Annotated in this window: 12 protein-coding genes; 4 read left to right on the top strand and 8 right to left on the bottom strand. The window is 49.1% G+C overall.

Features of this window, described 5'->3' with window-relative positions; translation table 11 throughout:
- Window positions 1–588: 588 nt before the first annotated feature.
- The 3 genes from ACPV3A_RS24620 to ACPV3A_RS24610 all read right to left on the bottom strand — a co-directional run bounded on the left by ACPV3A_RS24620 (window position 589) and on the right by ACPV3A_RS24610 (window position 5,607).
- Window positions 589–2,907 (bottom strand): helix-turn-helix domain-containing protein, encoded by a 2,319-nt coding sequence (locus ACPV3A_RS24620; RefSeq protein ID WP_426201819.1) that lies wholly within the window; start codon window positions 2,905–2,907, stop codon window positions 589–591.
- 323 nt (window positions 2,908–3,230) lie between these two features.
- Window positions 3,231–4,922, bottom strand: a complete 1,692-nt coding sequence (gene ilvD, locus ACPV3A_RS24615) for a dihydroxy-acid dehydratase (protein WP_426201817.1) — start codon at window positions 4,920–4,922, stop codon at window positions 3,231–3,233.
- Window positions 4,923–4,941: 19 nt separating this feature from the next.
- On the bottom strand, window positions 4,942–5,607 hold the full coding sequence (locus tag ACPV3A_RS24610; RefSeq protein ID WP_426201815.1) for a GntR family transcriptional regulator: 666 nt from the start codon (window positions 5,605–5,607) through the stop codon (window positions 4,942–4,944).
- Between the two features lie 172 nt (window positions 5,608–5,779).
- Here ACPV3A_RS24610 and ACPV3A_RS24605 point away from each other — a divergent pair, with 172 nt between their 5' ends.
- The 4 genes from ACPV3A_RS24605 to ACPV3A_RS24590 are packed head-to-tail and all read left to right on the top strand — an operon-like array spanning window position 5,780 to window position 9,977.
- Complete coding sequence (locus ACPV3A_RS24605; RefSeq protein WP_426201813.1) at window positions 5,780–7,408, top strand: spore germination protein; 1,629 nt, start codon at window positions 5,780–5,782, stop codon at window positions 7,406–7,408.
- 2 nt (window positions 7,409–7,410) lie between these two features.
- On the top strand, window positions 7,411–8,505 hold the full coding sequence (locus ACPV3A_RS24600; RefSeq protein ID WP_426201811.1) for a GerAB/ArcD/ProY family transporter: 1,095 nt from the start codon (window positions 7,411–7,413) through the stop codon (window positions 8,503–8,505).
- The gene (locus ACPV3A_RS24595; protein ID WP_426201809.1) at window positions 8,502–8,711 is read left to right on the top strand and encodes a CLC_0170 family protein; all 210 of its coding nucleotides are present in this window, start codon (window positions 8,502–8,504) and stop codon (window positions 8,709–8,711) included. Before ACPV3A_RS24600 ends, ACPV3A_RS24595 begins: the two co-directional genes overlap by 4 nt.
- 30 nt (window positions 8,712–8,741) lie before the next feature.
- Window positions 8,742–9,977, top strand: a complete 1,236-nt coding sequence (locus ACPV3A_RS24590) for a Ger(x)C family spore germination protein (RefSeq protein ID WP_426201807.1) — start codon at window positions 8,742–8,744, stop codon at window positions 9,975–9,977.
- A gap of 10 nt (window positions 9,978–9,987) precedes the next feature.
- Here the strand turns inward: ACPV3A_RS24590 and ACPV3A_RS24585 are convergent, their stop codons facing one another.
- The 5 genes from ACPV3A_RS24585 to ACPV3A_RS24565 form a co-directional block, all read right to left on the bottom strand.
- Window positions 9,988–10,806, bottom strand: coding sequence for an endonuclease/exonuclease/phosphatase family protein (locus tag ACPV3A_RS24585; protein ID WP_426201805.1), 819 nt, complete (start codon window positions 10,804–10,806; stop codon window positions 9,988–9,990).
- A gap of 83 nt (window positions 10,807–10,889) precedes the next feature.
- The gene (locus ACPV3A_RS24580) at window positions 10,890–11,882 is read right to left on the bottom strand and encodes a helveticin J family class III bacteriocin (RefSeq protein ID WP_194542437.1); all 993 of its coding nucleotides are present in this window, start codon (window positions 11,880–11,882) and stop codon (window positions 10,890–10,892) included.
- Between the two features lie 347 nt (window positions 11,883–12,229).
- The gene (locus ACPV3A_RS24575; protein ID WP_194542436.1) at window positions 12,230–12,625 is read right to left on the bottom strand and encodes a YvaD family protein; all 396 of its coding nucleotides are present in this window, start codon (window positions 12,623–12,625) and stop codon (window positions 12,230–12,232) included.
- Window positions 12,626–12,662: 37 nt separating this feature from the next.
- Window positions 12,663–13,223, bottom strand: a complete 561-nt coding sequence (locus ACPV3A_RS24570; protein ID WP_426201803.1) for a TetR/AcrR family transcriptional regulator — start codon at window positions 13,221–13,223, stop codon at window positions 12,663–12,665.
- A 192-nt stretch (window positions 13,224–13,415) separates the two neighbouring features.
- Window positions 13,416–15,740 carry a glycoside hydrolase family 3 N-terminal domain-containing protein gene (locus ACPV3A_RS24565; protein WP_426201801.1) on the bottom strand — a complete coding sequence of 775 codons (2,325 nt, stop codon included), beginning with the start codon at window positions 15,738–15,740 and terminating at the stop codon, window positions 13,416–13,418.
- Window positions 15,741–15,768: the final 28 nt, after the last annotated feature.

The following is a 15,768-nucleotide window of genomic DNA, read 5'->3' as shown; positions in this document are numbered from 1 at the left end:
ACAAAACTCACTTCGGAAGCATGCCCTTAGTTTTGTGAGCGTTACTTCCTGAATCAGTTTCGAACAAAACTCACATCGGAAGCACGCGCTTAGTTTTGTGAGCGTTACTTCCTTAATCAGCTTCGAACAAAGCTCGCTTCGGAAGCATGGGCATTGCCTGTTTGAACATCGTTTTTGTTGGTTGTATGCGTTTTCATGGATTAATTATCCGTCACCATCCTCGTGTCCGGCTATACTCCGTTCATGACTTCCGCACCAGCCCTCGGTAAATGCATTTCCAGCAAGGGTTACAGGATTTCACCAATTCCCCTGCATATGCCGTATTCCACCTTCTATATGCCGCATATGACATGCAGATAAGAACAGGATCTTTGCCGTCTACATTAGCCATGGAATAAATGGTCCCGAATCTATATTTATAATGGCACCGTACGGGCGTTCTTTTTCGTGCAAAAAAGCTGCTCCACCGCAGAACATTCTACGGATGGAACAGCTCCATTAAGTTCTTGTTATGGTGGCTTACTCAAAATTGAGCCATCATGCAGCCGGGTATGTCTTCATCTTCGGATCGAGCTGCTCATTCTCAAGCTAGCCTTCTTCACTATGCTGCTCCCGGTACTGGCCGGGAGTTACCCCAAATGTCCGACGGAACGTACGAATGAAGGCGCTGATATTTGTGTAGCTCACTTTCTGGCCGATTTCCGAGACCTTCATCTCGGTCGTGGCCAGCAGATTTTTGGCTATATTCATTCGGTACTCGCTTAAGTATTCACTGAAGGACACACCCATCTCTTTCTTAAATACCCGGCTGATATAAGCCGGATTAAAATTCATGACCGCCGCGCAGTATTCGAGTGAAATGTCTTTATCATACTGCTCTTGCACGATCTCCACGATTCGGCGGGTAATGCTTACGAATTGCTTATCTGCCATGTCCTCCAGAATCCCGATCACAGGTTTAAACAATTTGGAGTGGAACCAGCTCGCAATTTCGCTTCGTGTCTGCAGCCTGAACAGAAGCTTCAACTCCTCTTCGCCATTCCATAATTGCTGCATCGACAGTCCCTGCTCCTGGGCTATGCTTACGGTCCTGGACGCGAGCTGCAGCAGCAATAAATGATGCTCTTGATAAAGCCCGTCCTTGCACAGCAATTCATCCAAATAACGCTGAAACTGCTGCTCCACCTTCTCAAGCTGTCGTTCTTCAAGGGCAAGCATCATCTGTTCTTCAATCAGTCTTAATTTCGTGTATACTGTCTTCTCTGCACTTCCTTGATCCACAATATCGGCATAGCGTACGATGATATTCGATCCGAGAATAAATCGTAATTTGAGTGCCTGGCTGCTTTCTTTATAGGCGCGCTTCGCATTGGACAACCGCTTGAATGGAAGGCTGATGCCGATGCTGCATTCGAGCCCGAGGTATTCCTGAACCTTGGTTTTGATGTGCTGAGCGGTCTCATAGAACAAAGCTTGCCCGGCTTCGGCATCCTCTTCTTTACAGGTCAGCAGCGTCACCTGGGAATGATTCAGCACGATCGGACTGAAGCGGGCCTCTTCCGGCAGGGTTTCCGAGACGATATTGCTTACCGCAAACAGAAGAAGCTCCCGATCCTGTTCCTGGAACCGCGACTGCTGAAGGTTATCCAGCTCAAGCTGCAGCACCCCGAGGCTTCCCCAGCCCGTTGGAAACCCGTAGCGTTCGGAAGCGTACTTGTCATCGGCTCCGGACATTTGCTCAGTAAACAGCTTCAGGACATAGAACTCTCGCAAATGGACCGTTTGGGATTTCATCTGTTTGTCCAGCTCGTTTCTGGAAACGGCAAGGGAGGTCAGGCTCTCCCGAATGAACTCAAACTCATCTTTGCGGTTGTCATCGGCCTGCTGCGGCTGAACGTTCGTCGCGAACTCATGGAGTCTGCGGATTGGAGAATACATCCTCCGGCTGCCAAACCAGGAAGCAATCAGCACGGTCACAATAATCCCGAAACAGGCGGCGGCGGTAATCAGCGCAATGTTTCCTGTCTGGTCCGTTACTTTATCCAGGGATACGACGGATACATAGGTCCACCCGTTATATTCCGATTTGGCATACAGCACGCTCACCTTTTTACCTTCGCTCTCGGCATGGAATGCACCTTGGAGCTGATCGGACTGCTGAATCCTTGCCGAAATCTCTCCGTTGATCGAACGGTAAGCCTCACGATCCTGAACTGGCGACAGGAATGCATCTCCCTGCTCGTTTAGGATATACTGGGCGGCCCGCAAATTGACGGGCTCCAGCATGCTCCGGATATCTTTGGCGGTGATTTGCAGAATCAGAATACCCGTCGGCGACGCGTTCTTCGACAGCAGCGGTATTTTATGCACCAGCCGAAGGGTTGTTGCCGTTTGTTCGGCGCTGTTCCAATGATCCGTCTCCACCGGATTCGCGGTTTGCGAGATTTCTCCCGAGCCCGCTGCCCAGAATATGCTATCATTGGTATCCAGATACCGCTCGAACTCGGTTTTGTTCAATCCCTCCAGAGGTTTGAGGGAATTTAAATCCACGACCCATTCATGCTTCAGATTAACGACATACACCTGATTTAATATAGTCTGCGTCTGCAGGTTAAACATTTCCTTCATCAGTTCCCGGACCTTAATAAAGTCCTGTCCACTTAACTTGCTGTCCATCACAGACTTCAGCAGCGAAGAGTTCTCAAACTGCAGGGCGGTTCTTTGCATGGAATCGAGCACTTGCTCGACCCTCATCCGGGTCTGGTTCAACAGATGCATATTTCCCTCGTTTACCTTCTCCTCCACATCTTTGGCGGCTATAAAATAAGAGAAAAATCCGATAAGAATCGTCGGGAAGGATCCCAGCAGTAAACTATAAATGAGTATTTTGGATTTGAATGTTCCCAATATCGTCTGCTCCTTCTTGGTATTGGATGTAAAGAACAGGACCAACAGGACATTATAAATCGATATGTAGTCTTCTTATGATAACGCTTGCAAAAATAATGATTTAAAAATCATACCATACCCTAGCCATAATTTTTAGTCTCCCCATGCTTTTTTTGCCAGCATTTTGATCTATTTATGTCAAAAGCACTTCCCTCTGTTTATTCAATATAGAGAATCCAAAAGTTGCGAATATGGCCCTGGTCCATTCATATGCCAACAAGCTCTTGCGAATTGGCAAGAGCTTGTTGGCAATAGCCCATCATTCAGGCTGGAACATGATCTTATTCTGCTGAGTCGGTGACCGCACCTTTAGATGCTGAGGACACTAATCGTGCATATTTGTATAATACGCCTGTGGAAACCTTGAGTGGAGGCTGCTGCCATGTTTGTGCCCGTACAGCGAAATCTGCATCCGATACGTCGAAGTTCATTTCTTGCGTTTCACTGTCGATGGTGATCATATCTCCATTCTTCAGCAGGGCGATCGGCCCTCCTACCTGTGCTTCTGGCGATACGTGGCCAACTACGAACCCATGCGATCCTCCCGAGAACCTACCGTCCGTAATCAGCGCTACCTCCCCACCGAGACCTTTGCCTACAATGAGAGCCGTTACCGACAGCATCTCCGGCATACCCGGTCCGCCTTTTGGACCGCAATAACGAATAACTAACACATCACTCTTGCGGATTTCATCTTTCAGGATCGCTTCGGTTGCATCTTCCTCGCTGTCATACACCTTTGCCGGTCCGACAAAACGCAGCTTCTTCATACCCGACATTTTGGCAACCGCACCTTCAGGTGCGAGGTTACCTCTTAGCACAACCAATGGCCCATTTGGCTTCAACGGCTTATCGATAGGGTGAATGATTTCCTGGCTGTCCATTAACGGTGCAACCTCCGCCAGATTCTCTGCCAAGGTTTTGCCTGTAACCGTCAGGCAATCCCCATGCAGAAGCCCCTCCGCGAGCAACAATTTCATGACGCCCGGTATGCCGCCCACTTCGTTTAAGTCCTGCATGGCATGTCGTCCGCTTGGCTTGAGGTCTGCGAGGTGGGGAACGCGCAAACGGATTCGCTCGAAATCGTCTAATGTCAAATCTACGCCAACCGAATGAGCGATGGCGAGCAGATGCAGGAACGCGTTAGTTGAACCGCCTAAAGCCATGACAACCGTTATCGCATTCTCAAATGCCTTTTTGGTCATGATGTCCCTGGGATAGATTTCATGCTCCAGCAGGGATATGACCTGCCTTCCAGCGGCAGCACATTCCGCTGCCTTGTCAGGTGAAATAGCCGGTGTGGAGGATGACCCGGGCAGGCTCATCCCCATGGCTTCTGCCGCAGCGGCCATCGTGTTGGCTGTGTACATGCCCCCACAGGAGCCCGGTCCCGGGCAGACGCTGCACTCAACCTTATGGAGCTGCTCGTCCGACATTTTTCCATCATGATATTGCCCCACTGCTTCAAAAGCTGTAACGATATCCACGTTCTTGCCTTCGAGTTTCCCAGGTTGGATGGTACCGCCGTAAACGTAAACCGCAGGAATATTCATCCTTCCGATCGCCATCAGGCATGCGGGCGTATTCTTGTCACAACCGCCGATCGCCACGAGACCATCGAATCGTTCGGCCCCCGTCACGATMTCAATCGAATCCGCGATGGCTTCACGGCTGGGCAGGGAGAACAGCATTCCGCCATGTCCCATCGAAATGCCATCCGAAACCGTGATCGTGTTAAAAATAAGCGGAGCGCCGCCATGGTTGCGTACCCCTTGCTTGGCCTCTATGGCTAACTTGTCTATATGCATATTGCACGGAGTCACTTCACTCCAGGTGCTGGCTACGCCAATCATCGGTTTCTTGAAATCCTCATCTGTAAAACCAACAGCCCTAAGCATCGCTCTGTTCGGTACCCGATTGACCCCCTCACTGATTACTTTACTGCGAATACGCAAGTCTTTTTTGTTTGTCATCCTTCCCTCTCCTGTCTATTTAGAGTAACCCATGAAGTTCCTGCATGGGACGTATAAAATTTTGTTTCATCATGGCCTGTGCCCGCTCGCTGTCTTTCTGCTCGAAGGCGCTGATAATTAATGCATGCTCATCGACCGAGGCTTGTGTAGCAGCGATCGGTTGTTTTAGGAACACGTATTTAAACCGCCGGATATGCATCTGAAGAGAAGCGCTGTATGTAGCGACATATGGATTATCGGAGAGTTCCACAATCAAGTTATGAAACTGCTCATCCAACTCCATAGCTTGATAGACTTGCCCGCTTTTCATGACATTCTCAAAATCCAGATTAATCGCTTGCAATTGCTGGATCTGCGCCGGAACAATAATGGTAGCGGCCACTTCGGCAGCTAATGCTTGAAGAGCAGCCATGGTCGAATACATCTTAAAGATATCTTCCCTCTCAATGGCTGTAACTTTTGTTTCTTTTCCAGGATGCGTGGACACGAGTCCTTGTACTTCGAGCAGTTGAAAAGCTTCCCGGATAGGCGTTCGGCTTACGCCAAGGGACTCCGCCAATTCAGCGTCAAGCAATTTCTCTCCGGGCTGCAACGTGCCATCGATAATCCACCGTTGAATTTGGGAGAACGCTCTTTCCTTTGCAGTCATCCGTACGGGAGAGACAAAATTCTTAGGTACAGGCATAGTTTTAATCATCCTTACTAATCAAGTTTGTTATATGCAATATATCGCATACTTATATTAAATACAATACATTAGATGGCTTCCTTTGATAAAAATAACAATCAGAGGAAATACTTAACCAAACTATCTAACTGCTAAGAACCACCCTTTAACAAGAGAGGTGTAAACAACAATGCCATTTTCCACATGGACGGGTTCGAACGAATCCCATAACGAAGTCTCTTCCAATTCAAATGATGCGAGTTCAGAGGGCCGGAACATATCGGAGAGTCTAGAAGAGACCACATCCGAAATCAAAAATATTCTGGGCGATAACGACGATTTTATGATACATCCTTTCCATGTGTTCGGGCAGCATCCGGCCGTGTTGTTTTATTTCTCCGATATGACGGATCACGCCGTCATTAATAATACTTTATTGAGACCTCTTAAATATGGCCCTCTCCATCTCGATGTTTCAGACCTGCCTCGCCATGCGTTGATGGACACGTTGATGAAAGATACGCTCTATCACAGCGAAGGATACTCGGAACGAAAAATCCGCGTACTCACCGACAATCTTCTAAGGGGACAGTCAGTTGTAGCGATCGAAGGGCTGGACGAGGCTATTATCATTGATACACGAAAAATAACGCAGCGTTCGATAGAACAGCCCGCTACAGAACAGGTGATCCGCGGGGCCCGGGAAGGATTCATCGAGACGCTCGGCACCAACATTTCCCTGCTCCGTTACCGGCTGCAAACGCCGGATTTCCGCGTGAAATCCATGGAGATCGGAACGAAAACGAAATCCAAGGTAGCGGTCTGTTACATGGATGGCATCACCAATCCCGGCATCGTTAAAGAAGTGAATAAGCGCCTGGACGCCATTGAAATCGATGCCGTGCTGGATTCAGGGTATCTGGAACAGTTTATCGAAGACAATCATTGGTCTCCGTTTCCGCAAATCCAGTATACGGAGCGGCCCGACAAAGTCGTAGCAAATCTGCTGGAAGGCAGAGTGGCCATTCTGGTCGACGGTTCCCCGCTCGCCTTGATCGCTCCAACGGTATTCAGCCAGTTCTATCAAACGGTCGAAGATTATACCGAGCGATTTTTATTGATGAGTGCGATCCGGCTGTCCCGTCTGGTTGCTTTGATATTTTCCTTGGTTTTTCCCTCGTTGTATGTAGCGATTATCTCCTTTAATCCTGAGCTGATTCCCACGGAATTTGCGGTTGCCGTCGCGGGTGGACGTGCAGGCGTCCCGTTTCCTGCAATGGTCGAAGTGCTCGTTATAGAAATTTCGATGGAGGTTTTACGGGAAGCTACGATCCGGTTGCCGCAACAAGTGGGCGGCGCTTTATCCATTGTCGGCGTGCTCGTCATCGGACAGGCCGCGGTATCTGCCGGGTTCGCCAGTCCGATCACCATCGTCATCATCGCATTAACGACCATCGGGTCTTTCGCAACGCCGGCCTACAACGCGGCGCTTGCGCTCCGTCTTCTGCGTTTTCCGCTGATCATATTAGCCGGGATCTTCGGCTTGTACGGCGTCATGGTCGGCATCATTCTGATTGCCAATCATTTATTGTCGCTTAAATCGTTCGGGGTTCCGTATCTAAGCCCATTCGTGCCAGGAAACTTTCAAGGCATGCGGGATCTTCTGACTCGCGGACCGCTGTGGAAGATGAAGAACAGGCCTTCCTTCCTCCAACCGCTGAACACATCAAGGCTCGGTGATCAAATGAAGGAGCAGGTGGATCATTCCTCAACCAATATCATGAATCCCGTCCAACCTAACGACGAGAAAGGTCGATAACCATGAATGAACAGCGCCAAATCACGGTCCTGCAGGCCTCTGCCATTACGATCAGCACCATTGTGGGAGTAGGTGTGCTTGCACTCCCTTTGTCTGCGGTCAAAGCTGCGGATGCCGGGGCTCCGTTCGTTACTTTTTTGGGAATGCTGCTGGCGTTTGTCGGACTTTTCTTCATGACCCGGCTCGGCATGCGGTTTCCGAACGACTCATATGTGGAGTACAGCGAAGTCATCATCGGCAAGTGGTTCGGTCGAATCACAAGCGTGATCTCGATTGCGTTTTTTGCGGTTTTGAGCTCTCTGGTTGCAAGAGAATTCGGTGAGGTTGTCGTTACGGCCGTCCTGAAGAATACACCGCTGGAGGTAACCGTGCTGGTCATGCTGCTCCTGGCTGCATTTTCTTCACGCCGAAATATTATGACATTTGCATATATCCACTTATTCTACAGCCCCTTTATTCTGATACCTGCGCTCTTGATCGTCGCCCTTTCATTAAAAAATGCAGATTTGGTCAATGTTCTCCCTGTATGGGGAAATGAACCCGGAGGCATACCGGCAGGCATTATTACGCTCTCCACCGTGTTCCAAGGATACTTTATTATGATGATGGTCATTCCAGCCATGTGCAAACCCGAAAGAGCAATGCGGTCCAGCCTATGGGCCATGGTGGTAACCGGCTCTTTGTACATTTTGATCGTGGCTGCAACGGTGGGCGTGTTCGGAGCCGAGGAAACAAAAAAACTGTTGTGGCCGACACTGGAGCTTGCCAAAGCAACTTCATTGCCTGCCAATGTGCTAGAACGCTTGGATGCAGTCTTTCTAGCCGTATGGGTAACGGCTGTATTTACATCCTTGTTCTCTTGTTACTACTTTACGCTTTACTCGATAAGCAAGCTCTTCCGGTTAGCGGATCACGGGATGATATCCTTCTTCATCCTGCCCATTCTATTCGTCCTGGCCATGCTGCCCCAAAGCTTGATTCAATTGAATGAAGTGAACAGCATGATATCCAAATATGGACTGCTGATTACTATCGCGTATCCCGGAATCCTGCTGGTCATCGCCATCCTGCGCAAAAAAAGAGGTGCAGCCAAATGATCGGGGAAATTTACAGCGGTTATTTGGATGTTGCCATTCTGATCTGGCTCTTCTCCGGCTTGTTTAATCTGTTCATCGACACGAATAAGTACTTGCAATCTAATATGGCCAAGGAAAAAAAAGTATCCCGCGTGCTGGGCTGGATCAATATCGGAATCGTAACGGTTTGGTCTCTGGTTATCGTCCTTGTTAAAGTCTTCGTGTGAGTTTAAATGTCTGAGCTCAGGAGGATCTCAATGAGTAAGAGAGTAAATACCCGCCTTAACCTAAAATTCATGATCCTTCTTCTCCTCTGCTCACTTCTGACAGGCTGCTGGGATCGGATGGAGATTGAGGAACGCGCGGTCGTACTGGGCATATCGATCGACACGGCCGACAAGGATGCCGAGATTCGTGAAGATGAAATTTCTCATCTTCGAGGGAAATATCCCGCACCGAAACAGGAAATGATCCAATTATCCGTTCAAATCGCTCTTCCCGGCAGGATACCGCTCGGACCCGGCGAAGGCGGTGCTTCGGGAGAAGGCGCCCAAGAAACCGTGTGGGTGCTTGATGTTGTAGGGCATACCGTCGATGATGCGATGATGAATCTCCAGCAGCAAATATCAGGCAAATTGTTTTTTGGACATCTCCGCGTCATCGTCGTGTCTGAAGAGTTTGCCAGAAAGGGAATGGAGAACTTAAACGACTATCTTCACCGAAACGCGGAAGTTCGACGTATGGCCTGGTTGATGGTGTCCAAGGGGAAAGCAAAGGAACTGATGGAGGCTGCTCCGAAGCTGGAGCGCGTCCCGGCATTGTATTTGTCCTCGACGCTGGACGATGCCGTTAAGCATGGCAAGTTCCCGATCGACTATATCGGAACCTTTTGGAACAATTCTTCGAAGAAGGGGCAGGAAGGATTTCTGCCCTATATCCAAATCATGAAGGGGGAGAACGTCGAAATTAGCGGCATGGCTTTTTTCAAAGGGGCCAAATTGGTCGGCGTGACGAAACCGTTTGAAATTGCCGGATACTTGGTCATCAAGGGAATCAGTCCGGCAGGATACCGAGGAATCATTCATATCGGAGACGATTCTCAGGTTGTTACCATTCATGCAACGAACCGGGAATCTGAAATCAAGGTAGACATCAAGAACGGCCTTCCTCATTTTACGATCACGGCAGTGACGGAAGTGAATCTCGAAGAGAAAAACACGGAAACCCTCCCGCTCAATAACTCGCATATACTTGAAGAAATTGCGCGGGAGAACGAACGATCCGTTAAAGAACTCATGCTCGGACTCATCCAAAAAACGCAAAAAAAAGAATCCGATATTTTCGGATTCGGCGAATTGGTACGAGCCAGAAAACCATCTTATTGGAATAGCCATGTCAAAACCGCAGATCAATGGAGTGAAATTTATAAAAATACAACTTTTGATTTCCGTGTGACATCGAAAGTCCGAAGAGTCGGCATGAAGGCGGAATGATGGCAAGTTCCTAACGCTTGAATGATACTTCGGCTGCGATAGGCAGATGATCCGAAGCTTCCGTATGGATCACGCGCTGATTCGAATGCTGAACATCTGGTGAGGTCAGAATGTAATCGATCGTTGCCGACGGATTGATTACAGGAAACGTATAGGCATCTTCGATTCCCTGAAAGCTGTTTACGAATAAACCGCTGTCCAGCAAGAATTTAAACTCTGAACTGTTTGGTTCTGCGTTGAAGTCGCCCATCAGCAGCGCCGGTCCCTCAGAAGCTGATGCAAGCTCAATGATTTCCTCCGCCTGTGCCGTTCTGCTGGTGACGTCCAATCCAAGATGCGTGTTGTACACATCCACGTGGATCCCCTTCAGATTGACAACAGCGTGTAGAACACCGCGCTGCTCCTTCCCGAAGCTGCTCAGCAGCACATTCTCGGATCGAAGGATCGGATACTTGCTTACGATGGCTGTACCATACTGGCGGTTATTCGTCTGACCTTCCGCAGGTTCCAGATCTAGATTCGCACCATAAGCATAGTGATATCCGAGCAAACCTGCCAATTCCTTCGCTTGGTCTTGAAAGTCGCTTCGTTCCCCGTAAAACCGGTCCACTTCTTGAAGGCCGACAATCTCTGCGCCGGAATCACGGATAACATCGGCGATTCTTTGCAGGCTTAGCTGCTCATCCAATCCAACTCCGTGATGGATATTGTAAGACATCACCGTTGTGCTTACTTCTTTGCCTTGTCCTTTTCCAGCCGCCAGCACCCCCGTTGTAAACATCGGAACAAACAACAGGCAGGCGATAAACGAGACGAAGCCTTTTTTCATGGACAAATCTCCCTTCCATAGTCGAATGCCAACTATGCTAAATTTACTGTTGTTACAGTTATCAGAGGCTAACTCGGTGGAAGTTAATTAAATATGCTATCCGGAACGTAATACACTTTTTGCGTATCTCTTTTGTTTACCGGGTCCGTAACGATCGTAAAATAAACATTGCCGTTCTTTGTCTGTACGCCCTCGATTTCATGGTTCCCCACATTCGTTATTTTCACGAGGGTTTTGAATGTCCCTGCGTTGGTCATCATGGCAATCTGCGGGATATCGCCTTCGGCACCGCCTGACGTATATATTTTCGTCTGACCCAGCATATCGGCCCCCTGGAAGGATCCGTTCGGCCTTACGATTGCACTGCCCGACTGCGTAAAGCTGCCAACGGCGGCGTTAACCGCAGCTGCGCTGTCCATTCGCACCTGTTCATTACTGTCCAGAAGCTTATTGAGTGCGACCGTGTCATAAATCGACCATGTTACGGTTCCCTCTTTGGTTTGAACCCGGAACACCGTATGCGTACTGTTGCCGCCGCCATCCACACGGTAGGTCTCACCAAGCCTTGCCCCCGTTTTATTGGCGTAATTCATGTAGGTGAAGCGATGCAAATCCGTATAATCCACGGTCTTGCCAGCCGAATATTGCAGCCTAGCTACCTGCAGCGACCAGTAATAATCCGTTGAAGGATCTGCTTTGGAACTAAAGTAAAAGTAATTGATGCCATTGTACGTATACATATCCAGCGTTTGGCAGTGGCCGGTATTCGTAACGGTCATTTCATCTACATAAGTAGCGTCTTTCCCGTTAATGAGCAATCTTGAAAGATAGCAATTTCCCTTCGACCGCTGCGTGACATAGAGATATTTATCCGCGATATAAGCCTTCTGAACGGCCACATTATGATTAAGTCCCTTTAAGTTGTAGGCGAGCGTTGCTGAAGCGTTGATTGTTTTCTCAGGAGTCGCCGCGAATGCGGGCAATCCGGACAAACAAAACACGAGAGCTGCAAGTATTGCGGACGTTAGCATTTTTAAATGCCTATTCATATGCCTCAACCCTTGAACGTCAACCATCAATACACCTCCATTAATAGTAGGAAAGAAATTGGACTGCCCCCGAAAACGCACGAAAGACAAGGTTCATGCGGGCATTTTTGCCATGATATAGGATATCTTCCTCCTCTCTTTATACAGAAACATCGTTTCATTCCAATCAAGTTTCTGCTTCATTACAAAAAATGGGGGATCCACTATTGAGTTTACCATGTACCTCAGGAATTTCCCGTGTATAAAATACTTAAAGTTAGACGAATCGCATGGTCCTTTAGCCCTTTTTTTCACCAGCGCTCAGAAGAGGTCGGCAGTAACTTTTATCGAATGTTCATCCGATCTTAGGAAAACGAAAATCAAAAAACCGTGAATTAACACGGCTCTTTGGTCTCAAGCAGTTTTGGGATGAAGAACAATGGATATAACATGAGGTACAGATTAGGCGTCCACCACATGATGTCAAAATCGGACTTTATGATCCAAAAAGCGATCGCCTGCAGTCCGGAACAAAATGTCAGGATGAGCGAGATTAAGGCAACGCTTCTCCACTTTATATTCATCTGTTTATGTAGGTAAATGCTGTACATTCCGGTGATGGAAATGAATATATCGAGCGGGAAGAACGACCAATTCCAGGCTACTAACAGCTCATTGGTATAATCCTGATATAAATATTCCTTGGGAATTAACGCTAGTGCGGTGATGACCCAATACAAAATAAATCCGATATCCGTAAATAAAAATAAACCTTTTAATGATTTACTCATGTGTTGCCCTCTCTTCTCCATAATGAATAATGATCGTTCAAACTTCCTTCTGAATAATACCGGATAACAGGATCTCTCCCATATCCCGCAGACTCTCCTGAAGCGTAATGCTGCTTTTATTTTCAGACGAGTCCTCAATTAAGCGATAAAGGCCTCCAACATACAAATCAATAAAAATTTTAGTATTAAACGGACGTAACAATCCTTGATTGATTCCTTCTTCAAATAGTTCAGTGATGCTGTCCCACTGTTTATTCAGAAATTCATCCAGCGTCTTCCATTGATCAGGATAATAACGCTGAAGCTCGGTTATGAGGTTTAATCCGATAAACTGAAAATCAGTCGGAATGAGGATAAGACATCGCTTAAGTTTATCGAGCGTAGTCAGTTCAGGATTAGTCATGATGTCCTTTTCTTTTTCTTGAAGTTCGATAATGGCCTCACGAAGAATCGTTGCAATCAGCACATCCTTGGAAGGGAACCATCCGTACAGCGTCTTCGTGCTCATACCCAGTCGCTTGGCAAGGTCCCCCATCGTAAAGCGTAATCCTCTTCTCTTGACTTCATGGCTTGCCGCCGCAACAATTCGCTCTTTCAATAGGCACACCTCCCTATTCGGAAAATAATAAAACGATAATGTTTTCCGTGATTTCTAAAATCATATCCCAATTTCTTCTTCTAGTCAACGAAAGTGCTCATTCACGACAAAAAGAGACAGCGTTAATTGCTGCCTCCAAGTATCGATGCATCGTGCTAATGTTTAAGAACCCTTTTTTGTTTGAGCTTCGTTTTAGGACTTTAACCTTAACTGAACAATACCGGTTTCCCAATCCGAATGGGCCCCCACTACGATATTGACTCGACAAGGGACTGCTTCGAATTCCATGTTTCGATTCCATATAGCCAATTCCTCGAAGCCAAGCTCGAAGGTGACGATGCTTACATCGCCGGGCTCCAGCGCTATCTTCTTAAATCCCTTTAATTCCCGCAAACGACGGGTAATCCCTGATTGATCGCCTTGGATATAGAGCTGTACGGTTTCAAGTCCTTTCATGTCTCCGCTGTTTCTCACTTCCACGCTGACCTCGACACGGCCTCCGGATCGAAGCTCTTCCAGCGTCATCTCCTTCTGCGAAATCGTTGGAGTTCCGTATTCAAACATGCTGTAACCAAGACCGAATCCGAACGGATATAACGGCTTGGACGGCATATCGACATAGGGACGAGGCTGTCCAGCGTTCTTCTGATTATAATAAACCGGCAATTGACCCACGGAGCGTGGTATGGATACGGAAAGCTTGCCGCTGGGATTCACCTGTCCAAACAGGATCTCGCCAATGGTGCGGCCTCCTTCGCTTCCTGGATACCAGGCACACAGCAGTGCATCGCTGAGCTCAGCTACCTCGCCGATGGCCAGCGGACGTCCCTGAATGAGCACCGTAATAACTGGTTTGCCGAGCGCGTGAATTTCCCGGACCAATTGCTCCTGTATGCCGCCTAATCGGAGATCGGCTAGATCGACGCCTTCACCGCAATCCATTTCCGTCGGATCCCCTTCAGCTACAATGGCTGCACCATTACTATCAAACGTATCTCCGAATTGACGGGCACTGCTGCCGCCAAGTACGAGCACGACCGCATCCGCGGAACGGGCTGCTTCAACCGCCTCGGGTAGGCCATGCGTGGACATACCTCGCACGCTGCATCCGGGAGCAAAGACGATGTCCGTGCCTGCGGGTGCAGCCATCCGAATGCCTTGAAGCGCCGTGACTCCGCTGCCCTCGCGCTGAACGCTGGTGTAGTCTCCAAGCTGGTTGTAAAGCCTGTCCGCGTTAGGGCCGATGACCGCCAGTCGTTTGATCCGGCCGCTATTCAGCGGCAGTATGTTTGAGTCGTTCTTGAGCAGCACAACCGCTTCTCTTGCGACGGATGCATTCAAGTCTTTAGCGGCAGCATTATTGACGGTTGCAGCTGCCAAGCCTTCGTCTATGTATGGGTGCTCGAACAGTCCCAGTCTGAATTTAAGCCGAAGCACTCGAGCCACCGCGCGATCGATGTACTCCATATCGGCCTTCCCTTGTTTCACCGCTTGTTCAAGCGTGGTGAACGACTTGTCCCACAGGCTAAGATCAACCCCGGATGACAGGGCAAGTCCTGCCGCCGACTCATAATCTCCCGTTATGGCTACCAAACGGTCGATGGCCGTTCCATCCGCCATGACAATCCCATCGAACCCCCATTCATCTCTCAGAATGCCGGTTAACAGCTTATCATTGGCGTGACATGGGATGCCGTCAAGCTCATTATAGGCCGCCATGACCCCAGCCGCTCCTGCCTTGATTCCGGCTTGCGCAGCCGGCAGATGAATTTCGCGAAGCTCCCGCTCGCCAAGGGGAACCGGTCCTGCATTGCGACCGCCCTGCCCTGCTCCCTGAGCGCACAGATGCTTGAGCACGGCTGCCGCCTTGTCCGGGCGCTTCCACTCTTCTTGCTCTCTTCCCTGCATGCCGTGCACAACCGCTTCCGTCATCCGCGCAGCCAGGTACGGGTCTTCCCCGTAACACTCCTCGGAGCGTCCCCACCGCGGATCCTGCAGGATGTCCAGTACCGATACCAAGCCGATGTGAGCCCCGCGGCTGCGGATTTCGGAGGCCACATGGGAATAGGCGCGTTCAATTAATTCGGGATTCCACGTCGATCCGATAGCCGTATTAACGGGCAGAAGCGTTCCGTCAAGCGCCTGATGACCATGGGGACATTCCTCCGAGAGAAGAACAGGAATGCCAAGCCGGCTGTGTTCGATCACATAGCGCTGTATGGCATTCGCTACCTTGGCATTGTCTTGCGTAGGAATCCCGTTCTCATAGGTCACTCCGGACCAAGGGTCCGCCCGGAACAGTCCGTACAACGCCCCCATGCCTGCTCCCCACTCGACATGCTCTTTGAATAATTCGGTTAGTTCAAACTCCGTTTCAGTCCCTTCGCATTGCCGATATGCCATCCAGCCGTACAAGTGCTGGTTCAGCTGCCCGACCTTCTCGCGCAGCGTCATTCTCGACAGCAAATCCTCTACGCGCTCGTCAACGGGAAGTGCCGCATTCCGATACTTATCCATTTTCCCCTTCTCCTTCCAATCTGGTCAG

The sequence above is a fragment of the Paenibacillus sp. Dod16 genome (assembly GCF_049893405.1).
Classification (GTDB): Bacteria; Bacillota; Bacilli; order Paenibacillales; family Paenibacillaceae; genus Paenibacillus_AQ.
Note: the sequence above shows the minus strand (reverse complement) of the source record. Positions and strands in the feature narration are given on the sequence as shown.